This window comes from Polynucleobacter sp. AP-Capit-er-40B-B4, assembly GCF_018882245.1.
GTDB lineage: Bacteria > Pseudomonadota > Gammaproteobacteria > Burkholderiales > Burkholderiaceae > Polynucleobacter.
Genome location: NZ_JACVOV010000001.1, coordinates 546977 through 568632, shown reverse-complemented (window position 1 = coordinate 568632; position 21656 = coordinate 546977). Strand labels below are relative to the sequence as shown.

28 protein-coding genes are annotated in these 21656 nt (G+C 45.2%); 15 read left to right on the top strand and 13 right to left on the bottom strand.

What is annotated here, in order from left to right; genetic code table 11:
• Positions 1-99: 99 nt before the first annotated feature.
• Together ICN19_RS02785 and ICN19_RS02780 are read left to right on the top strand one after the other, a co-directional pair.
• Complete coding sequence (locus tag ICN19_RS02785; RefSeq protein ID WP_216246020.1) at positions 100-960, top strand: MBL fold metallo-hydrolase; 861 nt, start codon at positions 100-102, stop codon at positions 958-960.
• A 1-nt stretch (position 961) separates the two neighbouring features.
• Positions 962-1273, top strand: a complete 312-nt coding sequence (locus ICN19_RS02780; RefSeq protein WP_216245614.1) for a metalloregulator ArsR/SmtB family transcription factor — start codon at positions 962-964, stop codon at positions 1271-1273.
• A 5-nt stretch (positions 1274-1278) separates the two neighbouring features.
• Here ICN19_RS02780 and ICN19_RS02775 read toward each other — a convergent pair whose 3' ends face one another.
• The 5 genes from ICN19_RS02775 to ICN19_RS02755 are packed head-to-tail and all read right to left on the bottom strand — an operon-like array spanning position 1279 to position 4209.
• A complete protein-coding gene (locus ICN19_RS02775; RefSeq protein WP_216245612.1) occupies positions 1279-1704 on the bottom strand; it encodes a hypothetical protein in 426 nt (141 codons plus the stop codon).
• Positions 1701-2525, bottom strand: coding sequence for an FAD:protein FMN transferase (locus ICN19_RS02770; protein ID WP_216245610.1), 825 nt, complete (start codon positions 2523-2525; stop codon positions 1701-1703). The genes ICN19_RS02775 and ICN19_RS02770 overlap by 4 nt, the downstream gene beginning before the upstream one ends.
• Complete coding sequence (locus tag ICN19_RS02765) at positions 2522-3094, bottom strand: FMN-binding protein (RefSeq protein WP_255536913.1); 573 nt, start codon at positions 3092-3094, stop codon at positions 2522-2524. Before ICN19_RS02765 ends, ICN19_RS02770 begins: the two co-directional genes overlap by 4 nt.
• An 8-nt stretch (positions 3095-3102) precedes the next feature.
• The gene (locus ICN19_RS02760) at positions 3103-3282 is read right to left on the bottom strand and encodes a hypothetical protein (protein WP_216245609.1); all 180 of its coding nucleotides are present in this window, start codon (positions 3280-3282) and stop codon (positions 3103-3105) included.
• Positions 3283-3294: 12 nt separating this feature from the next.
• Positions 3295-4209 carry a DUF6662 family protein gene (locus ICN19_RS02755; protein WP_216245607.1) on the bottom strand — a complete coding sequence of 305 codons (915 nt, stop codon included), beginning with the start codon at positions 4207-4209 and terminating at the stop codon, positions 3295-3297.
• A 148-nt stretch (positions 4210-4357) separates the two neighbouring features.
• Here ICN19_RS02755 and ICN19_RS02750 point away from each other — a divergent pair, with 148 nt between their 5' ends.
• Positions 4358-4600 carry a DUF3820 family protein gene (locus ICN19_RS02750; protein ID WP_216213938.1) on the top strand — a complete coding sequence of 81 codons (243 nt, stop codon included), beginning with the start codon at positions 4358-4360 and terminating at the stop codon, positions 4598-4600.
• Here ICN19_RS02750 and ICN19_RS02745 read toward each other — a convergent pair.
• Positions 4592-5620, bottom strand: coding sequence for a DNA/RNA non-specific endonuclease (locus tag ICN19_RS02745; RefSeq protein ID WP_216245606.1), 1029 nt, complete (start codon positions 5618-5620; stop codon positions 4592-4594). The two genes, ICN19_RS02750 and ICN19_RS02745, sit on opposite strands and share 9 nt — an antisense overlap.
• Before the next feature lie 542 nt (positions 5621-6162).
• Here ICN19_RS02745 and ICN19_RS02740 point away from each other — a divergent pair.
• Positions 6163-7122 (top strand): transglycosylase SLT domain-containing protein, encoded by a 960-nt coding sequence (locus ICN19_RS02740; RefSeq protein WP_255536942.1) that lies wholly within the window; start codon positions 6163-6165, stop codon positions 7120-7122.
• A gap of 69 nt (positions 7123-7191) precedes the next feature.
• Here the strand turns inward: ICN19_RS02740 and ICN19_RS02735 are convergent, their stop codons facing one another.
• Complete coding sequence (locus tag ICN19_RS02735; protein WP_072583173.1) at positions 7192-7539, bottom strand: FKBP-type peptidyl-prolyl cis-trans isomerase; 348 nt, start codon at positions 7537-7539, stop codon at positions 7192-7194.
• 87 nt (positions 7540-7626) lie between these two features.
• Here ICN19_RS02735 and ICN19_RS02730 point away from each other — a divergent pair, with 87 nt between their 5' ends.
• Positions 7627-8643, top strand: coding sequence for a DUF6352 family protein (locus ICN19_RS02730; protein ID WP_216245601.1), 1017 nt, complete (start codon positions 7627-7629; stop codon positions 8641-8643).
• Here the strand turns inward: ICN19_RS02730 and ICN19_RS02725 are convergent.
• On the bottom strand, positions 8640-9836 hold the full coding sequence (locus ICN19_RS02725; RefSeq protein WP_216245599.1) for an MFS transporter: 1197 nt from the start codon (positions 9834-9836) through the stop codon (positions 8640-8642). The two genes, ICN19_RS02730 and ICN19_RS02725, sit on opposite strands and share 4 nt — an antisense overlap.
• Before the next feature lie 236 nt (positions 9837-10072).
• On the opposite strand from ICN19_RS02725, the gene ICN19_RS02720 reads away from it, so the two are divergent.
• From ICN19_RS02720 to ICN19_RS02700, 5 genes are all read left to right on the top strand, one after another.
• On the top strand, positions 10073-12307 hold the full coding sequence (locus ICN19_RS02720) for an NADP-dependent isocitrate dehydrogenase (RefSeq protein WP_216245597.1): 2235 nt from the start codon (positions 10073-10075) through the stop codon (positions 12305-12307).
• Positions 12308-12417: 110 nt separating this feature from the next.
• Positions 12418-12825, top strand: a complete 408-nt coding sequence (locus ICN19_RS02715; RefSeq protein WP_216245595.1) for a BLUF domain-containing protein — start codon at positions 12418-12420, stop codon at positions 12823-12825.
• Between the two features lie 56 nt (positions 12826-12881).
• Positions 12882-13844, top strand: a complete 963-nt coding sequence (gene msrP, locus ICN19_RS02710) for a protein-methionine-sulfoxide reductase catalytic subunit MsrP (RefSeq protein ID WP_216245593.1) — start codon at positions 12882-12884, stop codon at positions 13842-13844.
• A gap of 2 nt (positions 13845-13846) precedes the next feature.
• Positions 13847-14413 carry a lipocalin family protein gene (locus tag ICN19_RS02705; protein WP_216245584.1) on the top strand — a complete coding sequence of 189 codons (567 nt, stop codon included), beginning with the start codon at positions 13847-13849 and terminating at the stop codon, positions 14411-14413.
• 3 nt (positions 14414-14416) lie between these two features.
• On the top strand, positions 14417-15340 hold the full coding sequence (locus ICN19_RS02700; protein ID WP_216245581.1) for an MBL fold metallo-hydrolase: 924 nt from the start codon (positions 14417-14419) through the stop codon (positions 15338-15340).
• Positions 15341-15346: 6 nt separating this feature from the next.
• Here ICN19_RS02700 and ICN19_RS02695 read toward each other — a convergent pair whose 3' ends face one another.
• Both ICN19_RS02695 and ICN19_RS02690 read right to left on the bottom strand, forming a co-directional pair.
• Positions 15347-16141: a hypothetical protein gene (locus ICN19_RS02695; protein WP_255536912.1), complete on the bottom strand. Its 795-nt coding sequence runs from the start codon at positions 16139-16141 to the stop codon at positions 15347-15349.
• A gap of 16 nt (positions 16142-16157) precedes the next feature.
• A complete protein-coding gene (locus ICN19_RS02690) occupies positions 16158-16691 on the bottom strand; it encodes a DUF2889 domain-containing protein (protein WP_216245579.1) in 534 nt (177 codons plus the stop codon).
• Between the two features lie 103 nt (positions 16692-16794).
• Here ICN19_RS02690 and ICN19_RS02685 point away from each other — a divergent pair, with 103 nt between their 5' ends.
• Together ICN19_RS02685 and ICN19_RS02680 are read left to right on the top strand one after the other, a co-directional pair.
• The gene (locus ICN19_RS02685) at positions 16795-17520 is read left to right on the top strand and encodes a pseudouridine synthase (protein ID WP_216245577.1); all 726 of its coding nucleotides are present in this window, start codon (positions 16795-16797) and stop codon (positions 17518-17520) included.
• 11 nt (positions 17521-17531) lie between these two features.
• Entirely contained in the window at positions 17532-17825 is a 294-nt protein-coding gene (locus ICN19_RS02680; protein ID WP_216245574.1) for a 4a-hydroxytetrahydrobiopterin dehydratase, read from the top strand.
• Here ICN19_RS02680 and ICN19_RS02675 read toward each other — a convergent pair.
• Complete coding sequence (locus ICN19_RS02675) at positions 17822-18037, bottom strand: hypothetical protein (RefSeq protein ID WP_216245572.1); 216 nt, start codon at positions 18035-18037, stop codon at positions 17822-17824. The two genes, ICN19_RS02680 and ICN19_RS02675, sit on opposite strands and share 4 nt — an antisense overlap.
• A 105-nt stretch (positions 18038-18142) precedes the next feature.
• On the opposite strand from ICN19_RS02675, the gene msrQ reads away from it, so the two are divergent.
• Positions 18143-18781, top strand: coding sequence for a protein-methionine-sulfoxide reductase heme-binding subunit MsrQ (msrQ, locus tag ICN19_RS02670; RefSeq protein ID WP_370625113.1), 639 nt, complete (start codon positions 18143-18145; stop codon positions 18779-18781).
• Between the two features lie 13 nt (positions 18782-18794).
• On the opposite strand, the gene ICN19_RS02665 is transcribed toward msrQ, so the two are convergent.
• Complete coding sequence (locus ICN19_RS02665; protein ID WP_216245569.1) at positions 18795-19685, bottom strand: transporter; 891 nt, start codon at positions 19683-19685, stop codon at positions 18795-18797.
• Between the two features lie 91 nt (positions 19686-19776).
• On the opposite strand from ICN19_RS02665, the gene ICN19_RS02660 reads away from it, so the two are divergent.
• A complete protein-coding gene (locus ICN19_RS02660) occupies positions 19777-20070 on the top strand; it encodes a hypothetical protein (RefSeq protein WP_255536911.1) in 294 nt (97 codons plus the stop codon).
• Here ICN19_RS02660 and ICN19_RS02655 read toward each other — a convergent pair.
• Positions 20067-20687, bottom strand: coding sequence for an SOS response-associated peptidase (locus ICN19_RS02655; RefSeq protein WP_216245567.1), 621 nt, complete (start codon positions 20685-20687; stop codon positions 20067-20069). The genes ICN19_RS02660 and ICN19_RS02655 overlap by 4 nt on opposite strands.
• Positions 20688-20770: 83 nt before the next feature.
• Here ICN19_RS02655 and ICN19_RS02650 point away from each other — a divergent pair, with 83 nt between their 5' ends.
• Positions 20771-21616 (top strand): peptidylprolyl isomerase, encoded by an 846-nt coding sequence (locus ICN19_RS02650; protein WP_255536910.1) that lies wholly within the window; start codon positions 20771-20773, stop codon positions 21614-21616.
• Positions 21617-21656: the final 40 nt, after the last annotated feature.

Sequence of the window (21656 nt, the reverse complement as noted above, 5' to 3'; positions counted from 1 at the left end):
ATTAATTTTATATTAAGATAATATATAAATATATATATCAATTACTCTTTTAGAGCGGTAATTAGGATATTTTTAGGAAAGTCTGCCGTGAACCCAAAATTGAGTGCTGACGTTAAGGCGTTTTTTGATCCAGAAACCTGGACTTTTACCTATGTGGTTTATGCGGGCAAGAAAAGTCCCTGCGTAGTCATAGATTCCGTATTGAACTATGACCCTAAGTCAGGCATAACCTCCACTGAGTCTGCTGATGAAGTGATTGGCTTTATTCAAAGCGAGCAATTACAGCTAACTTGGGTACTTGAAACTCATGCACATGCCGATCACTTAACTGCGGCACCTTATATTCAAAGTAAATTGGGTGGCAAGATTGTCATTGGCGATCATATTACTAATGTGCAAAAGGTATTTAAGGGTGTCTTTAATCTTGATGAGCAATTTTCTATTGATGGATCTCAGTTTGACTACTTATTAAAAGACGGTGAATCTTTGCAATTTGGTGATCTCTCCTTAAAAGCCTTATATGTGCCTGGCCATACACCTGCTTGCATGGCTTATGAAATTGGGGATGCATTATTTGTTGGGGACACCCTCTTCATGCCTGATGTTGGTACGGCGCGCTGCGACTTTCCGGGCGGTAGCGCTCAGACTTTATATCGGTCTATTCAGAAAGTATTGGCTTATCCTGACGAGACAAAGCTATACATGTGTCATGACTACCCGCCAACAGATCGTCCTGAAGCCTATTGCACAACGGTAGGTGAGGAGAAGAAATCCAATATCCACGTGCACGATGGAATCAGCGAGGAAGAATTTGTGCAAATGCGCAGTAAGCGCGATGCGACTCTAGATATGCCTACTCTGATATTGCCATCCATTCAAGTCAATATACGTGCAGGTCATCTGCCTGAGCCAGAAGCTAATGGCAAATCCTATTTAAAAATTCCTTTAAACGCTCTCTAATATGACTATTACAAAATCCGAGCTCAAGAAAATGCAGGCGTCGGCCGCTGATGCTTGCAAGTTAATGAAAGTCTTATCAAATAGCGACCGCATGATGCTCTTATGTGAAATTGGCCAAGGTGAAAAGTGTGTGAGCGAGCTAGAAGCCGCTTTAGATCTACATCAGCCTACGCTATCACAGCAATTAACTGTGCTTCGTACAGAAAAGTTGGTAAAGACACGCAGAGAAGGTAAGCAGATTTACTATTCTCTAGCTAGTGAAGTAGCTGTAGCAGTCATGAGTCTGCTCTATAAGCACTATTGCAAGAAGTAAGTTCTTTAGCTGTGTGGGTTGGTGCTACGCAGTTTTTGAAATGCGTGCAGCAAAAAAATAACAAAGAAGAGTAAGCCAGTCATCCAGTGGGTATCGATCGTAATGTCGCGAACCTCTTCGGGGCCGTAATATAGCAGCGCACTTGTAACTAGCAGTACTGCTAAAAAGCTTAATTGACTAAAGCCACTCCAGCGCTTCCTATTGGACTTGTAGCCCGCTTTGATATGAAACGGTAGCGCCGATCCAAGAGCCAAGATTGCCAGCATAGCGGCGATGCCATGGGCAGCTAGGATGCTATGAGTGCCAAGAGTGGTTCGCTGTATCTGAAATTGATGACCTAGTAGATACATAAGGCCTGTAATAGAGCAGGTCATCATCCCAACAATCACAAACTTTCTTTGCCAGTTCGGCATTTTTCCAAGGCGGCTCATGCGGCAATTCTCAAAGCTTGTGCTGAAAACCGTGTGAAACAGGGGTGATACTCATTATTGGATAAGGCTAGAACTTTGGTGAGAGCGTCTGCATAGACACACTCTTTAGCAAGAACTGAGAATGAGCCTAAAACCTCAGCGTGTACTTCAGAAAGATGCTGGGCCAGGGGATTAATGATGTGGCTTAACTGTTGATCTCTTTTTGCGAAGTAAAGACTGCTAGTTGCAATAGCGCCATCTTTCAAGGAGCCAATCTCAATCAGCTTTTCAGGAAACTCTGGATTGCGGATCTGAATTGGTAATGCGGTTTTGCCAAAGACCCGTAAGTCACCACCAGCATTGACGGAGCCCGATGTTAATCCCTCAGAGATTAATACTCTCACTGCCATATCAACCGCAAACCCTTTAGCAATGCCGCCAAGGTCCAGACACACTGGTCGATCTGATTTGATGAGGTCAGGCGCCAAAAACTGTATATCTTCAATACCGCCAAGCTCATGGTTTGTGAAAGTGATGTGTCGCGGTAATAAGCCTGCAGCAACGAGGCGATGGCCAATGCCGCAATTGAATAGACCATCTGAAGCCAAATAAACTTCTTTAGCAATCTTGATTACTTGGGCTGTCCACGGATGAACTTCAACGGCTTCCTTGTGGGCAAGTTGATTGATGAGGCTGAGTTCACTCTCGGGATTATGAAACCCCATGAGGTCGTGGACTTTCTGAATTGCAGTAAACGCGTTTTCAATCGCCTCCAATCCATCTTCATTCTCTCGAATAGAGATTTCAACAAAAGTCCCTAGCAGGGGTTTGCAACGAATCATTTTGCTTTGATAGTTTGGGTTTGGGCGCTTGGCGAAGAGGTGTTCTTAAGAGCTAGCTCATATAAAACGGCAACTCGCTTCACACCATCAGTGAGGTGCTTGCAAGAGAGGGTGGCTCCCCCAATATTTTGAATGTCCTGATTGAGCTTAATAGGGTCATTCGCAGTCTTGCCAATAAATTGCTTACGCCATTGCGCCTCAGACACTTCATAGCCATAAGACTCTACATACTCCAGTATTTCGATGCCGGAGATGCTGCCATTGGGATTGATGGCAACTGCATAGGTAATCATCTCGTGCTTGCCAACCACTTCATCAATGACAAGCCAACTACCGTCAGATGCTCTCCAGATGCGATCTCCTTGAAAAGGGTGACGAATGCTAGATGCCACGCGCATCTTTTCTTGCAGGTCATCGGTAATGATGATGGGCGTCTTTGAGAGCGCCTTATTAGGAAGGAGAATCTTCTGTGCCTGTTCTACAGAAATATAAATTTTTGCATGGGCAATGATGGGTGCACTCATCATTGCTATGCCAATTGCAGCTAACGGGTAAGGTTTCCAAATCATGATTTCTTTTATGCGGTAAGTAATTCGTTTGCTTCATTACAAAGCGCCTGGATTTCTGGGTTAACGCCTTGAAGAGTGGATAGTTTTTCAAACATCATTACCGCTCTTTGCCTAGCTGTTTGGCATTGCGTAGCTTGAAATTTGACCAAGTGAGTGAGGGCTGCAACTAATAGATTCTGGATTTCCATAAGTTCTTTCTTTTAATTAAGGGGGAAGCCAACTTTGACGATGAATTCATTTACTGAGTGGCTATCCCAGACTCGTGCGTTAGAGCATTCAGCAGTGCCATCGCCCATGCATGTATTGCCTTTTAATTGATAGCGCCATGCGCCGGTGATCCACCAGTCTTTAGCTGCATAGTGAACGTTTGGCCCTACAAATGTTGCCTTTTGAACTTGGTTTTGGAGGTTGTAGCTAGAGTAGTCATTATGGAAGCGCGCTTCTACACCTGCAGACCATTTGGGGGCGAAGCGATAGCTGGCGCCAACCAAGAAATCCAGCATTGATTCTGGTACGTTGCCATTCCCAACAAATTTTAATTGTTCATTAGCAACTACAACGTTTCCAGCAACAACTAAACGATCGTCAATAAAGTTGGATTGCAATAAGAGTCTTGCTTCAATTTCGTTTTTATTTCTACCAAGTGTGGGTTCTAAATAAAGACCCACCCCAACTGGTGAGGTGACGGGATTGGTGATGCGGTATATCGCCTCTAATGATCCACCCTCAACACCACTTTTACGAAATGGCGCAGCAGGGTTGTGACCTTCAGGAACGGGTTGTCCACCAGTGCAGGTGGCTGCGTCACCGCAGGCCTCGGGATTAGTGTAATTTTGATTCGCATTAACGTAATAGGCGTTTAAGTAACCGGCAATTTGAAAATCATTGGTAACACCATACTCAAGCTCTGTTCTTGAGAGCCATGCATTGTATGAACCACTTGCCTGTTGTTTATTTAATTGCAGGCGCTGCTCAAACTCAATACTCCCCTTTGGCTGTAGATCAAGCGTATAAATCCAGCCAAATGTCCCCTCTCCTGCATGGGCGAGTGAAAAATGGATGGCAGCGGCTATAAAACAGGTAAAGGCGAGTAGTTTTTTGAGGTTGAATTTCATCTTTTTAGTAGTTTGGTTATTAATCTAAATGAGAACGGTTCTCAATATAACACTAAATGAGAATGATTCTCAACTAAATAAATGACCACGATCTCAAAAATGGTGAAATCCATAAGCTCATTCTTGTTTGCTTGTAAGATTTCTCTAGATGAACGCTGAGTCCCTAGAAAAACTGGTTTTGATGAAGATGCCTTTTGGTAAGTACGCAGGGCGTGCTTTGGCAGACTTGCCGGGGAATTATTTAGCTTGGTTTGCGCGCGAAGGTTTCCCTAAGAGCGAGTTGGGTCAATTGCTAGAGTTGATGCATACCTTGGATCACAATGGTTTACGTGGACTGTTGGCGCCAATCCAGCGGGCCCATGGTCTTGCGGCTAAATCCAAATTACTTTGAGCGAATAATGAGGGTGACGCGATTGCGTTCGTAGGTCACTGTTGCAGATTCTGGTGGACTGCTTTGCATCAAGCTTACCTTGAGATTGGTCTGAGATTCAATTTGTAAGACGATTTGTTTCGCGAGACTCTCATTACGGTCATATTGAACTTGAATACTCTCCACCTTACCCGCCTTGATGTTCTCAATGACTCCATTGAGCTTGCTTGAAGAATATGCATCAAAAAATACTGGATACCAGCCACCAATCAATGGCTTCAGGCCCTGTTTTTTCAAGGGTTCCGCAGTTATAGCACCCAGCTTGATCGCATCATCAATTCCGGGTATTTGAAAATCAATCCCCGTTTTTTGTACCAACTCTTGATAGCTAATGGGGGGAGTCATGTTGGCTTCATTGGTGTTCTCAATCCAGTAAGCCCATGCAGTATTTTTGCTGGGGTCATAAACCAGCTTGAAAAGATGGCTCGGAATTGTCACGCGACTTCTGCCAATGCTTCCAGCATTGCCGGTGGAGCCAGTAAATACATAAATATCGCCAGCAGCTCTTTTAACGTAGGCTCGTGTAGGCTCCTCAACATTCTTCGCCCAGATGCCCTGATTATTTTGTCTTGCCTGGGGCATCATGTTTGCCAATGAGAATGATTGGGCCATTGAACGTTCATTGCTCATATCGCCTGCAGGTGCATTATGGCCACGGTCATAGCCGCTACCACGGTAGTCTGAGAGTAGGGCCCGCTCAGAGAATGGCAATCTGGCCTCTTCATAAAACTGATTGCTTCTGCGTGGGTGCGGGGTAGAAAATTGCTCCTTGTTGAGTTTCTCTACCGTGTAGATGGGTTTCTTATCTTGAGGTGAGTAATAAATCGCAAAGCTGTCGAAGCAGAGGTCTCGTCCAGCTTGAGTGCTTACCGGTATTTGCTGGCGAGGAAAGAGATCCTTGCAGTCTTCAAAGGCTGCAAAAGCATGTAATGAGGTAGAGAGGAGGGCCGCAAGGGTCAGTAGGCTACGCAGAAACTTCATGGGTTCTAAGTGTAGGACCTCTCCTTGCGGCGATGCCAAATTTTTATCTAGAACTAGCTCCATAGCTAATAAGAAATCTCGACATTGCAGTCCAATTTCTTTGTCTTAAGTGCCGCGTATCGCCCTATCTGCTTTAGTAGATGGCGCGTTGCAGTAGGCCCTGATTGCCTACTACCCCTAGAAAAATGGAGTCATGAAAACACTAGATGTATGGTTTTTGGGCTTCACAATTTGTGGAAAAACGTAAAAAAGTCTCTCTTAGATGGTTTTTTTATAGAGTGAAATTAGCGCCTCCTAACTTTTATAAGTTATTGATTTTATTAGCTTATATATGATTTTTAGGGTGCATATCCGGGAACTCCCGGATTTCTAGATCAATAAGTTATGGCTTCTTACTTCTTTATTCTTGACTTGATATAAGAATCTTCTTAGGATGACCCATGTTTTTAAGATATTGCAATGCAGCATAAAACGGTAGTACGGTTTTTATGAGGTCTTGCAAACAATGAATGAGTAAATGTTTATCTAACAATTTGAGCGATATGCAAAATCCGCAGCCAAGCATGTTGGTTGCCAAAGAGTTGCTAGCGCATGCCATGGCTCCGGTCTATCGAGTCATTAATGGCCTACTCGTTGTTACTGTATTTATGGTGGTTGGTCTTTGGCTTTCAGGCAACGGTACTAACGCTGGTGCTTTCGACCTAGCGCGTATTCTGGTTCCGGATGAAGCCCGTCACATGGTTTGGAGCAATGGCTTTGGCATGCTCAACCAATATAAAGACGCTAATGAATTGGCTGCTGCCCCTGCTGCAGATACTGAAATCGCGGCAGTGATCTATAACAAATCCAAATTGTCAGCCACTACTGGTTTGGCAAGTGCCAAGCAACAAACGGTCGCTCTGTTGATGCCTTCTGTAGCGCAAATGCAGGTGAAATCGATTTCTCATTTGTCTGATCGCATTCCAAGTTCAAAGATTGATCCTCAGGCTTTAGATAGCAACCTTATGGGTTCCCTGCAGAACCAACGGGCGGTGGCAGATTTCTTTGAGAAGAAATATAGTCTCGATCGCTCGAAGATTGAAGAGTATGTTTCTAATACGATCTTGATTGCTAAAGAAGTCAACATTGATCCAGTCCTTTTGTTGGCAGTGATTTCTGTGGAATCCAACTTCAACCCAAATACAAAGAGTCATGCTGGTGCTGAAGGTTTGATGCAGGTAATGACTTCGGTGCATAAAGATAAGTATGCAATTTTTGGCGGCACCTCTGAGGCTGTTAAGCCAGAGGTCAACATTCGTGTTGGCGCCTATATCCTGAAGTATCTGATTGCTACAGCTGGTTCATTGCGCAATGGCTTGAAGTACTACGTAGGCGCTGCCAACGCTGAGGATGACGGTGGTTACGCTGACAAGGTTATGGCGGAAAGAAATCGCCTCATTAGCTTGTGCCAAAACCGCTCAACGAATCGCTTAACCTTGAATGGCAAAGACATCCGCTCTTAAGATGTCAGAATTACAAAATATAAAAAGCCACCCTCGGGTGGCTTTTGCTTTACTGCCTACTCAGATCTCTTAGTTAACGCCGTGTAATTCCACATCAAATACGAGAGTCGCATTTGGAGGAATAACGCCGCCAGCACCACGAGGACCATAACCCATCTCAGAAGGAATGATCAAAGTACGTTTGCCACCAATTTTCATCCCCGCTACGCCTTCATCCCAGCCCTTAATGACATGCCCAGCACCCAAAGGGAAGCTAAAGAGTTGACCGCGATCTAATGAGCTATCAAACTTTTGACCTTTGTGATCAGCAGCCTTTTCGTCGTATAGCCAGCCGGTGTAATGTACGTCCACATGATTACCTGCTGCAGCTTCTTTGCCTTCGCCAACAACGGTATCGATTTTTTTAAGTTCACTCATGATGTTTTCCTATTTCACGCAAATTGACTGGCTAGTATATTCTGAGCTTTATAAATTCTGATGGCACGCTAACTTTAGTTAAAACGTATGACAAATTATTGGGTAAATTCCGCATATAAGACCCTGGCAATCAGCCCCGATCGCCAGTTGCTGGTTACAGACGACTTTTTGCGTACATATATGGCGAGGCCTGAGCTCGCGCTAGTGCCGGAATCTTGCCCCGCTGAACGGACCTTGCATCAGCGTTTGACGGATAACCCTCGCGCTGAAGTGGTTGAAGCAGATATTGCTGCAATGGCTGATGAGGATATTCAGGAGAACTATCGTGTCTGGTTGCGTTATCGGGCGCGCCTATTGTCAGCTAGCTCTCTAGAGGCCTTTTATATGAGCCTCTTCAAAGGCGAGGGAGTGGATGTCCCGCCTTTATTTATTTCTCTGCTAGCCCAAATTTTTATCAGGCATATTTTGGGCGATGAAGCGCATCCACTGGAGGTGCGCATGGGGGAGCTCTTTTTCAGAAATCAGAAAATTACTGTCATTGAAGATGGCATCGTGATGGGCGCCGACGAGGAAGTAGTCGCTCGCAATGCCCAGGCTGGCGATACGGGCGACATCATGGATTTGTTAAAGGGTAAGTCGATGACCATGAGGTCCGCAGATCTAGACGTGCTCCATGAAGACAATGCGGATGAGTATTGGTCGCGTAATGAAGATTTTGATTTGGCAGTGCAGCTCAATTTTGGGCACGAGCCTATTAATCGTTTTTGCCGTGTTTTAGAAAAATGGGTCAAGCATTTTTTGGGTGCCAGCGTTCGCATAACACCTATGCAGCAAATTAGCGATCCCAAATGGTCATGGCATGTTGGCTTGGATGCGGCTGCAACTGAAATTCTGAATAAGCTTTACAACAAAGAGTTAGTTGAGGCGGATGAGCTGCAAAAAGTCATTTGCTTATTCCGACTGGACTTTATTGACGAAGCTGCTGTAGCTAAGACTCAAGCAGGTAAGCCGGTCTATATGGCTATCGCCATGAATGATCAGCAGCAGCTCAAGCTAAAACCTCAAAATCTACTATTTAACTTGCCGCTGGCAAAAACTTCCTAAGCTGGAGTCTGTGACTTTTTACGCTGCTGAGCAAGCCAGTAAAGCGCAAGACCGGTAATCACGACAGGAGCCAGTGATCCCCAATTCAGAATGCTCCACCCATGAGAGGTGACGAGGGCGCCTGAACCAAAAGAGGTGAAAGCCATGGTGCCAAAGACAAAAAAGTTAATTGCCGCTTGAGCTTTGTCTCGTTCGTTAGGCTGATAGGCAGTCATTGCCAAGGATGTAGCGCCAGTAAATAAAAAGTTCCAGCCGACACCTAGTAAAAATAAAGCAATAAAAAATTGATGCAGGTCAGTACCGGTAAGCGCAATGGCGATACAGACGAAGTTCAGTAACACTCCGACACCCATAATCTTTAATGTCCCAAATCTCTGAATGAGGGAGCCCGTAAAAAATCCGGGTGCAAACATTCCAATCACATGCCACTCTAGAACCAAAGCAGTGTCCGAGAAAGGTAATCCACAGATCTGCATCGCTAAGGGCGTAGCCGCCATTAATAGATTCATCACGCCATAACCTAAAGCTGCACCAATGATGGCAACCACAAATACAGGCTGCTGAAGAATTACGCTTAAGGGGCGACCATCAGAGAGTGAGTGTTGAGTCTTTAACTCTTGAGGGAAGTGAATGAACTGCATCACAAAGATACCAATGAAGCCGGCGATAGAGAGGGTCAGGTAAGCGCCCAGAAAGGCGGTATCAAATAGGTCTCGCGTCCATGAAGCAAGATTGGGTCCAATGACGGCGCCAAGAATGCCGCCGGCAAGCACCCAAGAAACGGCTTTGTCACGTTGCTTTAAATCCGTTAGTTCTGCTGCAGCAAAGCGATAAAGTTGACCATTGGCGCTGTAGTAGCCCGCAATAAAGGTGCCCACAACCAAAAGCCAAAAGTTTTTGCTCACAGCAGCATAGGCACATAAAAGAGCGGACAGCATAGCCACCAGTAGGCCTAATTGAAAGGAAATCTTGCGCCCAAAATAGTTTTGGGATTTGGCTACGATGGAGGTAGAAAAGGCGCCTCCAACTACATAGCCCATCACTGGTAAGGTAGCCATCCAACTGACGGGTGCCAGACTGAGACCCACTAGGCCATTGATGGCGATAAAAGTGACGTTATTCGTCAGAAATAGGCCCTGACAAATGATCAGCAGCACCAGGTTTCTATTGAGTAAGGGATGTTTGCTGGTCATGGCCTGCAGTTTACGGTGAATTTGTCTTATCTGTTGGCTCGGTGGATTCCCTTAAATTGGCCTTTATCGAGCATTTTCAGGGTCAAAACCACCATTTTGGCCACGTCCAATGATTTAAAATGGAGGACTCGCCTCGTTGGCAATCAGTGCGCTAAAAGCGACTTGCAAAATGGGGATTTGAGGGCGACAGGGTAAAAACCTGACTCTGTAATTTTTTCAATATTGAGGAAACATTCATGGCTTCAGAGAAATCAAAGATTATTTATACGCTGACAGATGAAGCGCCGCTTTTGGCGACTTGTGCATTTCTGCCAATTATTCGTACTTTTACGGCACCTGCTGGCGTAGAGATTGTGAAGAGTGACATTTCTGTTGCTGCTCGTATCTTGGCTGAGTTTTCTGATTGCCTTACTCCTGAGCAACAAGTTCCTGATAACTTGGGTGCACTCGGCAAAATGACTTTGTTGCCTGACACGAACATCATTAAGTTGCCAAACATTAGCGCTTCAGTTCCTCAGTTACTCGCAGCCATTAAAGAGTTGCAAGCTAAAGGCTATAAGATCCCTAATTTCCCTGAAGATCCAAAAACGGACGAAGAAAAATCCATCCGCACTCGCTATTCCAAATGCTTGGGTAGTTCAGTTAACCCAGTATTGCGCGAAGGTAACTCAGACCGCCGTGCGCCACCCGCTGTAAAGCGCTACGCACGTAAAAACCCACACTCCATGGGTGAGTGGAGCCAAGCTTCACGTACACACGTATCTCATATGCATGGCGGTGACTTCTACTCTAGCGAGAAGTCCATGACCATGACTAAAGCTTGCGATGTGAAGATGGATTTGGTAACCAAGAGCGGTAAGACCATTGTCCTCAAGCCAAAAGTCTCCTTATTGGCTGGCGAAATCATCGACAGCATGTACATGAGCAAAAAAGCGCTTTGCGAGTTCTATGATAAAGAGATCGAAGATGCTTACAAAACCGGCATGATGTTGTCCTTGCACGTTAAGGCCACCATGATGAAGGTTTCACATCCGATCGTATTCGGTCACGCGGTGAAGATTTTCTACAAAGATGCTTTCGCTAAACACGCTAAGTTGTTTGAAGAGTTGGGTGTGAATGCTAATAACGGCATGAGCAGCTTGTACGAAAAGATTAAAACTTTGCCAGAATCTAAGCGTGAAGAAATCATTCAAGACTTGCATGCATGCCACGAACATCGTCCAGCATTGGCAATGGTTGACTCTGCTAAAGGCATTACCAACCTGCACTCTCCAAGCGACGTGATCGTGGATGCTTCTATGCCTGCCATGATTCGTGTTGGCGGCAAGATGTGGGGCGCAGATGGTCGTTTGCATGACACCAAGGCTGTTATCCCAGAAAGTACCTTTGCTCGTATCTATCAAGAAATGATTAATTTCTGTAAGACGCACGGTAACTTTGATCCAAAAACCATGGGCACAGTACCAAACGTAGGTTTGATGGCTCAACAAGCTGAAGAGTACGGTTCACACGACAAGACTTTTGAAATTCCAGAAGCTGGTGTAGCGCGTATCGTTGCTGATGACGGCACTGTATTGCTCGAGCAAAATGTAGAAGAGGGTGATATCTGGCGTATGTGTCAGGTTAAAGATGCTCCAATTCGTGACTGGGTCAAGTTGGCTGTTAATCGTGCACGTCTATCTAATACCCCAGCAGTATTCTGGCTTGATGAATACCGTCCACACGAAGCTGAGTTGATCAAGAAGGTCAATACTTACCTTAAGGATTACGATCTCACAGGCGTTGATATTCAGATCATGTCCCAGACTCGTGCAATGCGTTACACCTTGGAGCGTGTGATTCGTGGCAAGGACACTATTTCTGTAACAGGCAATATTTTGCGTGACTATCTCACCGACTTATTCCCGATTATGGAATTGGGTACTAGTGCAAAGATGTTGTCTATCGTGCCTTTGATGGCTGGTGGCGGCTTGTTTGAAACTGGTGCAGGCGGTTCTGCTCCAAAGCACGTTCAACAGTTGGTAGAAGAAAACCACTTACGTTGGGATTCACTTGGCGAGTTCTTGGCTTTGGCGGTATCTCTTGAAGATATCGGCGATAAGACGGGTAACAACAAAGTCAAAATCTTGGCGCGTACCTTGGATGAGGCGACTGGCAAATTGTTGGATAACAATAAGTCACCTTCACCACGCACTGGTGAGTTGGATAACCGTGGTAGCCAGTTCTACTTGGCAATGTACTGGGCTGAGGCTTTGGCCGCTCAAACTGAAGATAAAGAATTGCAGGCTTTCTTTGCACCTTTGGCTAAATCATTGATTGAGAATGAGCAAAAGATTGCAGATGAGCTTAAGGCTGTTCAAGGTAAGCCAGCAGACATCGGCGGTTACTTTGTAGCGGATCCTGAGAAGTGTAAGGCTGTAATGCGCCCAAGCCCAACTTTCAATGCAGCCCTCAAGGCGGCAAGAAGTTAATAGGTAGAAGCGCTAAGTATCTATTTTTTTAAATTAGTTTTAATATTTAAAGGCAAACCTTCGGGTTTGCCTTTTTTTATTTAAAAATTCTTGTTGATCATTTTTGAGCGATGCCAAAACCAAAAGACCTGGTTGAATTGAGTTATCTGAGCGAAGCAGTCTCGGATATGTCTTTTCTTGGTCTAATGCGTTTGCTAGAGTCAGCTCGCGCTTTTAATCAGACAAATGGTATTACCGGGATCCTCTTGTATGACAACCAGCAGTTTGGTCAAATAATTGAGGGTGAGCGCTCTAGTGTAATGAAAGCTTGGAAGCGCATTCAGGAAGATAAGCGTCATCATCGAGTTGAGCTCTTAGAAATTCGTGAAATTTCAGAACCTAGTTACCCGGATTGGTTGCTACGCTTCTATGGTGGCGAAACACTCACTCGAGACTATCCAGCTCTTGCTGAAATGGTTGGTGGCATGGATAAGCACAGCCTTGCCTTAATGAACAAAATGCGTACTAGCCAGACTTAAGCAAGAAATACTTATCGGTAGCAAAATAGAAGCATTACATTCCTAAGGGGTGCGGTATGCGTTTTATCGATAAGACTATTCTTGCGAGTGACATTACTCCACAAGCTGTTTTTGAAAACCGCAGAAATCTCATTAAGACTGCGGCCGCAGGCGGGTTTGGCATGGCCTTGGCCCCTTGGTTTTCAAGGCAGGCGCTTGCAGCATCCTCAGATAAGCTGGCAGCAACGCTGAACCCAGCGTTTGCCGACAAAGAAGGCCTCACTCCATATAAGTTTGTCACTGGCTACAACAACTTTTATGAATTTGGTACGGACAAGGAGGATCCTGCAGCTCATGCTGGAAGTTTGCAAACTCGCCCTTGGACAATCTCAATAGAGGGATTGGTAAAAAAGCCTGTTACTTTGGATATTGATGCGCTGCTGAAGTTGGCGCCAATAGAAGAGCGCATTTATCGGATGCGCTGTGTTGAAGGTTGGTCTATGGTCATCCCTTGGGATGGCTATTCGCTCTCTAAGTTGATTAATAAAGTAGAGCCGCTGGGATCAGCTAAGTATGTCGAGTTTGTTTCATTGGCTGATCGCAAGCAAATGCCAGGAATTAAAAGCAATATTATTGAATGGCCTTATCGTGAAGGATTGCGTATGGACGAGGCCATGAACCCCTTAACGCTACTGACCTTGGGTTTATATGGTGAGGTTCTGCCGAAGCAGAACGGTGCTCCGGTCCGTATTGTCGTGCCCTGGAAGTATGGGTTTAAAAGCGCTAAGTCAATTGTCAAAATTCGCTTTACTGAAGAAATGCCCAGGACTAGCTGGAGTCAGTTTGACGCTAGAGAGTACGGCTTTTACTCCAACGTCAATCCCCAAGTGGATCATCCGCGCTGGAGCCAGGCAACCGAGCGTCGCATTGGCGATCCCAAAGGGATGTTTGCTCCCAAGATTAAAACCCAAATGTTTAATGGCTATGGGGAGCAGGTAGCCAGCATGTATAACGGCATGGACCTGAAGAAGTACTATTAGTAATGAACAAAATTTACTCAGCATTATTTAGCGCCAGTATTTTTTTCACCAGCCTTTCTGCTTATAGTCAGGCGTCTGATGTCGCGGTAAAGACAATTCCATCTCTGGATGTGTCACGCTATTTGGGCACCTGGTATGAGATTGCAAAGTATCCAAACTGGTTCCAGAAGAAATGCGTGAGTAATACCAAAGCGGTTTATTCAGCCAGGGGCGACGGTACTCTTAAGGTCTTGAATAGCTGCAAAACTGCTGAAGGTGAGGTTTCAGAAGCAGAAGGTACTGCTCGCCAAATAGGGGCAAAAGACTCGCCTAAATTGGAGGTACGTTTTGCTCCAGCGTGGCTATCATTCATTCCATTGGTTTGGGGTGATTATTGGGTGATTGATCTAGATCCTCAGTATCAAGTGGCGGTAGTGAGTGATCCACGCCGTGAATACCTCTGGATTCTGTCGAGAACACCGCAATTAGATAAAAAAGTCTATGACGAAACGCTGCAGCGCATACAGGCTCAGCAGTTTGATGTGCGTAAGCTTGAGTTAACAGTTCAAGCTAGCTCCCCAAAGAATTAAAGTATGACAGTGCATTTATTGCCACCTGGAATTGAAGTTTTTGAGAGAGGGTGGCTCTCCGCGAATAATATTTTCCACTACGGCCAGGATGATGTCTCCTTGGTGGACTCAGGTTATTGTGCTCACCAAAAAATGACCTTGAATTTAGTGAGCGGTGCCATAAAAAAACATGGCTTAAGTACGCTAAATAAGTTGGTGAATACGCATCTTCACTCCGATCATTGCGGTGGAAATGCTGCTTTAGCAGAGGCATTTCATAGTGAGATATATATTCCAGTGGCTGAAGACATGGCAGTCAAAAATTGGGATAGCGCTTTATTAAGTTATGACAACTTAGGGCAAGAATGCCCGCAGTTTTCTCATCATCATGTATTGGTTCCAGGCGAGGAAATTGTGTTGGGAAGATATCTTTGGAAGATATTGGCTGCGCCAGGTCATGATCCTCATTCCATCATGCTGTATCAAGCTGATCATCGGATTTTGATTTCTGCTGACGCCCTATGGGAAGAGGGTTTCGGGGTGATCTTTCCTGAGCTCTGGGGGGAGGCTGGGTTTGAGGAGGTGGCGCAAACCTTAGATCTCATTGAGACTCTGCCGATCGATTTGGTAATTCCGGGTCATGGCGCGCCTTTCTCCGATGTTGCTAAGTCTCTGGCTACAGCAAGATCAAGACTAGATTATTTGGCATCTGACCCGGATCGAAATGCACGTCATGGCGCTAAAGTCTTGCTGAAATATCGTCTATTAGAGTGGCGTAGTCGCGAGATGCAGCAAGTGAATGATTGGATTACTAATACGCCGGCACTGATCAGCGCAGCAAAAATACTCAATATGAGTATGGATGAATTTACTCAGTGGCTGCCTAGGTCTTTAATTAAATCAGGTGCCGCAAAATTAGAAGGCGAAACTTTAATTGATCTTGCTTGATTCTTTTTAAAAAGTAAGCGCAACTTTTCCGTACACTGTCCAGTTATAGAGTTGGTAGGTTTGCACTACTTGTTTTGCGCCGCCAATAGCAAATAAAAGATTTTTATTGATTCGTTGAGTCACCATGGCATCAATTGGCACAAACCAGCCACCACCTGCTGCGTTATAGACCGCCCCGTTCTCATCCCAAAAACGAATTTGGGTGTTGGGTCCTAAATTCAGGCCAACTGTTGGGTATAGTTCAAGACGGCTTGCTAATGGTGGTGGGGCAACGCCGGAGGGTGCCTTTGTATTAAATCCGATCATATAGCGCGCTAATGGCGAGATATCTGCCAGAAGATTTTGGCTGCTGCTAGCGGGTGTGAATGAGGTGCTTAGTTGAGGGCCTGCTAGCCATTGACCTGTGTTACTTAGTGGTGCTACTACTCGTGCCCCCACATTGCCAAACCAGCCAGCCTTACCACCCCATATCGTGACCATTGCATTGTTTGCAGAATACGTGCCAGTGGATTGCGCGGGGAGTAGAGGGCCGTATGTGGCTGTATAAGCTGTATCGAGTCTTAGCGTGCCATGCCAATCGCCGATATTGAGAGGGTTGTAGTAACGTAACTTCAGTGTGTCGGCATAGTTCTGCGAGCCGTCGTATTCATGGTAGCCCCAGAATTCCAAGGTGCGGTCTTGAGATCTAACCTGAGACGCATTAACGAGTCCTAGAATAGGCGCAGAAGTTTGCTCAGCTGCGCACACTAAAGCATTGGAAGTGCATAGCAATAAAAAAGTCAGCGCGCGAAGATATGTCATGTGAGGCTGTTAAGTTCTAAGGCTTCCAGCGATAAAATTTGGGGAAGACACGCAGCACCACTGGACCATTAAAGTCCCAGGATTTACAGGTGCCCAAGTAAAGTGGCGGCTTTTCTCCAGTGGGATCGAAAAATGCTCCCGGGATAGATTGATAGGCTGCGGTGGCAAGGCTGGTGAGCAGTTCGCGTAAATGAGTGCAGCCCTTAATGCCACCAAGATGCGTATCAATCGTCTTCCGCCAACCCTTACCTATCTGAGCGCCAATGAGTGAGTCCATTGGTGGAATGACAGCAGTGCACTCCGCGTGCGGATGGCCATCCATGACCGCTTCAATATCTTTAATCACAAATTCTTTATCAAGCGTGACACGTACCCACATGTCATGAAAAGCCTCACCAGGTTGCCAGACTTTTGCGCTGGTTTGAAAGGAATTGGTTTTGAAATCCTTGAGATGTCCTTCGATATCCCATAAGCCATCCTCTCTTGCGTACCCTTGGAAAGTAATTTCGCGAGTGTGTAATAGGGAACGAGGTTTTGGGGTCGATAACATGGGCAATTGCCTTATGTGATGGCGTGAATATCTAATGATAATGAATTGGTGAATGAACTGACCGACTCAATGCAGTCTTGCTCTGTAGTATCCTTTGCAGCATATGGCAAAACCTATTTCTCTTGAAAAAATTCTCTTTAGCCAAGGCTTTGGTACCCGTCGCTACTGTAGCGATTTGGTCTATGCCGAGCTGGTAAAGGTGAATGGCATATTGGCCGAAGATCCAGAAGAAAGAATTGCTACCGAGAATCTCATTCTCAATGTAGAGGGTAGGGATTGGGAGTATCACGAGAAGGCATATCTAGCGTTTAATAAGCCAGCTAATTATGAGTGCTCACATAAAACAACGCATCACCCCAGTGTGTATAGCTTGCTACCAGCTCCTTTTGTCGAAAGAGGTTTGCAATGCGTAGGGCGCCTTGACTATGACACTACTGGCTTGCTCTTAATCTCTGATGATGGCCAATTTATTCACAAGATGACCACACCGAAGAAAAATATTGGCAAGGTATATCAAATCACTACGCCAGAGCCCATCACTCAGAAGCAAATCGATCACTTGTTAAATGGGGTTGTATTGGATGATGATCCAAAACCCTGCTTTGCGACTGCGTGCAAACAAATCTCAGAACATGTTTTAGCAATGACCATTGTTGAGGGGCGCTATCACCAGGTAAAGCGTATGATGGCCGCAGTTGGCAATCATGTTGCCCTATTGCACCGTACTGAAATCGGCGCCTATCAGATGCCAGTTGATCTTGCGGAGGGTGAATGGCGTTGGCTTTATCCAGAAGATTTAAAGCAGCTTTCACAAAGTGTTGCCAGTTAAAGGAGTCTGTCTTGATAGTCGATAGCCTTGATATACAGAAAGAAATTCCTCTTTGGGCCCTGGGAGATGGCGAGAAGGTAATTCAGCGTGAGTTTGTCTTCGAAAACTTTAAACAGGCTTTTGAATTTATGACGCTAAGTGCCGAGTACGCAGAAGAAATTGATCATCATCCTGATTGGTCAAATTCTTGGAACAAGGTTTCGGTATCTCTATCCACTCATTCAGTCGGTGCGCTGACCAAGTTAGATATTCAGTTGGCAAAAGCAATGGATGCCTTTGCCTCCCAAGTAAACTCTAAAAATTAGTGCTCGTCGCCTTCGTGTTCTTCCTCGTTCATGCTCATGAGGATAGTGGCCAGTAAGCCATAGACTACCTCGGTAGAGATCATGCCATCTTCATCGAGCTCATCAATTAAGTCATTTAGACGATCCTCAGTGGGCTCGTTGAGCAAGGTCATTGCACACTCGCACCCATAGTCAAAGTCTTCATCGTTCTGGGTTTGGTTGTCTTCAGTCATATTTATCCTTAATTGAACACTTAGGATAGCAAATTACCGTCTAAATCGATAGGTCTAAATAGTTCTCCATTATTCAAGCTGTTATTGCCTTAGATTAACGGCTGAGTGCATCTGCTGGTTTTTAGCTTGGCTTGGTTTAAAGTGTTGTTTATGCAGTTCTTAAAGCCAGCCATATTCAGTTTCTGCTTGGTGCCACTGACCCGTCTGGTTTGGCTTGGCGCTAATGATGACTTGGGTGCCAATCCCATTGAATTCATCACCCGCTCAACTGGTACCTGGGCACTGGTCTTTCTTTGTATTACGCTGGCAATGACGCCTTTGCGCCTGTTAACAGGCTGGACCATCTGGATTAAGCTGCGTCGAATGTTGGGATTATTTTGTTTCTTTTATGCCTGCATTCATTTTTCTATTTGGTTTTGGTTAGATCAAAATCTAGACATTCAATCGATGTGGAGTGATGTTGTAAAGCGCCCATTTATTACGATGGGCTTTCTGACGCTGGTGCTTCTTACTCCCTTAGCCATTACATCCAACCAGTGGTCCGTACGTCAACTAGGAAGGCGCTGGTCTTTATTGCACAAGCTGGTCTACATCATTGCATGTACTGCAATAGCCCATTATTGGTGGCACAAGGCTGGTAAAAATGATTTGGATACTGTCTCAATCTATGGAGCAGTCATTTTGGCATTGCTTGCTTGTCGCCTGCCAATGGTAAAAAGCTTTCTGCAAAGACTCAGAAATTAAGCGATCCGAGAACTTAAAACTCAGTCGTATAACGAATGGCAAGGCGCCGTGTTTCTACAAAGCCATTCTTAATTTCTGTGTCACGTCCGTATTGCAGGCTAATTCTGCCAAAGGGGTAGTAGGCTAGGGCACTTAATAAAAAACGTTGAGTGTTGACGACATTATTTTGATAAGTATTGCCAATTGTTGTGGCGCCACCAGCCACATAAAAGTAAGCAGCACCCAGTGTGTAAGTTTGATTGATTTTATAAATTGGGCCCAACTGAGTAGTTGTTAAGGGCTTCTGATTTAAAGAGGTATTGTTTGCAGATAAGCAGGCTGCAGCACATTGGTTATTGCCTCCAAACCACATGGTGTCAACTGCGACCATGCCATCTAAATTGCCAATAATAGGTTGTTGATAGCCCATCTGTATGTCTGATCTATAGCGGTTCTCACCTACATTAAAAGCCTGTTGACTGTTATAAGCACCGGTTGGCGCTGTTAGATAACCAGCTACGCCAAAATATCTTCTTTTCTCTCTATCTGCGTACGGCCAAATGGCTGTTGCAAAAGTAAGGTCACCAATTCCGGTGCTTGCAGGTGAAGATGCTAGAGACCCAGCTGGCTTAATGGTGCCGTAAGGCAGCTGTAGATAAGAGATAGCGGGTAAATTAGTAATGGAGTAGCTGGTACTGAGACGGGCAACTGCGCTTTGAATGCCAATATCAGGACTACCAAATGGTCTGCTAGAAACAGCTGAACCATTTCTGTAGTAAGTGCCACCCTCTGCATTGATGTAGCTGATCATCGCATGACTTTTGCCTGGTAGTGGCGCAACAATATCGTTAGGCTGCAAATCAATAGCTAAGCAAATCGAAGCGGGCATCAATAGGATGCTTGCGATGATGCGGTATAAATTCATCGGAGTATTGTAATTAATATAAAAACAAGATGCATGTAGTTACCATACAATGGGCCGTATGAATACATACGCCCTTCGGCTAGCACCCTGCATGATATTGATGAGTATTGTGGCTTGTACTCAAGCACCTCCTCTACCTCCTGGGTCCACAACGTATGCCCCGTATAGTTCTCAGCAGATTAAAGAGTTTAATAGTCAGACCCTTTCCCCAGTAGAGGGGCCGTTTGGTCCGGTGGATCCAAGAGCAGAAGATCTTCGCCTATCTAAAGAGCGTGCATTGGATTCAAAATTCTATAACCAGCCTAAGGGCGAAGAGGAGGCTGAAGCGCTAGAAATGCAATCGGCCGACCCCTATCAAGCGACGAAGCCCGTTTTAACTTTCTAGGCAAGTACAAGCTCTGGGATTGACTCCAATTGAAGTAGTGCTTTCGCCTCTTCTGGCGTGGCGTTGAGCCATGCATTAAAAAGTTCAGGACGTAACGGAACCACAGTGCGTTTTTCATCTTCAGGTTTGTGCATGTGCTTCATTACCGGATGACTACTGGCATCAATTGTGAGCATAGAGAACGAAACAATCAGTTCGCCTGTTTCCGGTTCGGTCCAGGTGTCCCAGATTGAGGCAATCGCCATTGGTTCGTTGTTTGCCTGTTTGATGGCAGTCCGTATTGCTTTGCCAGATTCATAGCAAGGTTCATAAAAAGCATCTGCCAAAGCTAATGCGTAATGCCGTTTTATCCATGCGCTTTTATAAGATGGTTTTTCAGCTACGGTTTCAGCTCTGGCGTTGTAAGTCTTTCTTCCAAAAGTTTCCTCTTTAGCCCAGGATGGTAGTAAGCCAAATCGAGCCAGGCCTGTTGCAGTTCTGCCAGTATTGTGGCTTTTGAGGATGATGGGTCCAGGGTAAGTTGGAAACACATCGTGAGCGGGGGATGTCGGCAAATCTAGGTCAAAATGGGTTTTAACCCAAGCTGCATTAACCGTCGTGAGGTATTGAACACACATAGAACCATTTTACTGTGGCTTATTGTGATTAAGCCCATACCAGCTGGTACTATTGAGGTTAAATTTTAGAAAGATCTCCTCTTATGAAGCCTTTTACCTCAGCATTGAATCCAATGATCGTGCGCCTTATTGCTGCTGGTATCTTTGCTAGTACTTTTGTTGGTAGCTCGTTTGCCCAGCAGAGTGGTTTACCAATTAATGTTGCAGCATCTGTTAATGGTGCCATCATCACTAATGATATGGTCGAGCAAGGAATTAGAGCCGCTATATCTCAGGGTCAAAAAGAATCACCTCAGTTGCGTAGCGCGGTGATTGAGAAGTTTGTTGAGGTATTGCTACTTTCTCAACAAGCAGAAAAAGATGGTTTAGCCAATTCAGAAAAGGCCAATACCCAGCTAGCGATGATTCGCCAAAATTATTTAGCCGATCTTGAGTTATCTACTTATATGGCTCAAAATCCAATCACCGATGCGGATGTTCAGGCTGAATACAACCGTGAAATTGCATCCTTAGGCCCTCAAGGGATGATTGTGGAATATAAGGTCAGCGACATCGCAGTGGCGACCGAAGCTGATGCACAAGCTGCTTTGGCGCGCATCAAAAAGGGAGAATCATTTGATAAGGTTGCCAAGAGCGTTTCCTTGGCCCCAAACAAAGTACAAGGCGGGGCTGTAGGTTGGATCCAGGCTGGTCAAGTGACTCCTCAGTTGTCATCCGTGCTTGTAACTCTCTCAAAGGGGCAGGTTTCTCCAGCGCCCATCCAGATGCAGCAGGGCTGGTACTTGATGAAGTTAGAAGACAAGAAGTCAAGCAAGCCACCTTCATTTGAACAGTCAAAGCCAGCTATTCGTGCTGGTATGGTTCAAAGAAAGCAGTTTGAGTTTTTAAGTCAGCTCGCAAAAGATGCAAAGATTATTGTTCAGCAATAAGAATTTTCGTTGAAGAAAAAAGGGCCCCGCGGGGCCCTTT

Excerpts from the sequence above, each read along its gene's own strand:
- ICN19_RS02720 (WP_216245597.1), top strand. The coding sequence starts at position 10,073 with ATGGCTTCAGAGAAATCAAAGATTATTTATACGCTGACAGATGAAGCG.
- ICN19_RS02755 (WP_216245607.1), bottom strand. The coding sequence starts at position 4,209 with ATGAAATTCAACCTCAAAAAACTACTCGCCTTTACCTGTTTTATAGCC.
- ICN19_RS02700 (WP_216245581.1), top strand. The coding sequence starts at position 14,417 with ATGACAGTGCATTTATTGCCACCTGGAATTGAAGTTTTTGAGAGAGGG.
- ICN19_RS02745 (WP_216245606.1), bottom strand. The coding sequence starts at position 5,620 with ATGAAGTTTCTGCGTAGCCTACTGACCCTTGCGGCCCTCCTCTCTACC.
- ICN19_RS02655 (WP_216245567.1), bottom strand. The coding sequence starts at position 20,687 with ATGTGTGTTCAATACCTCACGACGGTTAATGCAGCTTGGGTTAAAACC.
- ICN19_RS02740 (WP_255536942.1), top strand. The coding sequence starts at position 6,163 with ATGCAAAATCCGCAGCCAAGCATGTTGGTTGCCAAAGAGTTGCTAGCG.
- ICN19_RS02685 (WP_216245577.1), top strand. The coding sequence starts at position 16,795 with ATGGCAAAACCTATTTCTCTTGAAAAAATTCTCTTTAGCCAAGGCTTT.
- ICN19_RS02775 (WP_216245612.1), bottom strand. The coding sequence starts at position 1,704 with ATGAGCCGCCTTGGAAAAATGCCGAACTGGCAAAGAAAGTTTGTGATT.
- ICN19_RS02750 (WP_216213938.1), top strand. The coding sequence starts at position 4,358 with ATGAACGCTGAGTCCCTAGAAAAACTGGTTTTGATGAAGATGCCTTTT.
- ICN19_RS02675 (WP_216245572.1), bottom strand. The coding sequence starts at position 18,037 with ATGACTGAAGACAACCAAACCCAGAACGATGAAGACTTTGACTATGGG.
- ICN19_RS02690 (WP_216245579.1), bottom strand. The coding sequence starts at position 16,691 with ATGTTATCGACCCCAAAACCTCGTTCCCTATTACACACTCGCGAAATT.
- ICN19_RS02760 (WP_216245609.1), bottom strand. The coding sequence starts at position 3,282 with ATGGAAATCCAGAATCTATTAGTTGCAGCCCTCACTCACTTGGTCAAA.
- ICN19_RS02730 (WP_216245601.1), top strand. The coding sequence starts at position 7,627 with ATGACAAATTATTGGGTAAATTCCGCATATAAGACCCTGGCAATCAGC.
- ICN19_RS02660 (WP_255536911.1), top strand. The coding sequence starts at position 19,777 with ATGATATTGATGAGTATTGTGGCTTGTACTCAAGCACCTCCTCTACCT.
- ICN19_RS02725 (WP_216245599.1), bottom strand. The coding sequence starts at position 9,836 with ATGACCAGCAAACATCCCTTACTCAATAGAAACCTGGTGCTGCTGATC.
- ICN19_RS02735 (WP_072583173.1), bottom strand. The coding sequence starts at position 7,539 with ATGAGTGAACTTAAAAAAATCGATACCGTTGTTGGCGAAGGCAAAGAA.
- ICN19_RS02770 (WP_216245610.1), bottom strand. The coding sequence starts at position 2,525 with ATGATTCGTTGCAAACCCCTGCTAGGGACTTTTGTTGAAATCTCTATT.
- ICN19_RS02695 (WP_255536912.1), bottom strand. The coding sequence starts at position 16,141 with ATGACATATCTTCGCGCGCTGACTTTTTTATTGCTATGCACTTCCAAT.
- ICN19_RS02650 (WP_255536910.1), top strand. The coding sequence starts at position 20,771 with ATGAAGCCTTTTACCTCAGCATTGAATCCAATGATCGTGCGCCTTATT.
- ICN19_RS02715 (WP_216245595.1), top strand. The coding sequence starts at position 12,418 with ATGCCAAAACCAAAAGACCTGGTTGAATTGAGTTATCTGAGCGAAGCA.
- ICN19_RS02705 (WP_216245584.1), top strand. The coding sequence starts at position 13,847 with ATGAACAAAATTTACTCAGCATTATTTAGCGCCAGTATTTTTTTCACC.
- ICN19_RS02765 (WP_255536913.1), bottom strand. The coding sequence starts at position 3,094 with ATGATTTGGAAACCTTACCCGTTAGCTGCAATTGGCATAGCAATGATG.
- msrP (WP_216245593.1), top strand. The coding sequence starts at position 12,882 with ATGCGTTTTATCGATAAGACTATTCTTGCGAGTGACATTACTCCACAA.
- ICN19_RS02665 (WP_216245569.1), bottom strand. The coding sequence starts at position 19,685 with ATGAATTTATACCGCATCATCGCAAGCATCCTATTGATGCCCGCTTCG.
- ICN19_RS02780 (WP_216245614.1), top strand. The coding sequence starts at position 962 with ATGACTATTACAAAATCCGAGCTCAAGAAAATGCAGGCGTCGGCCGCT.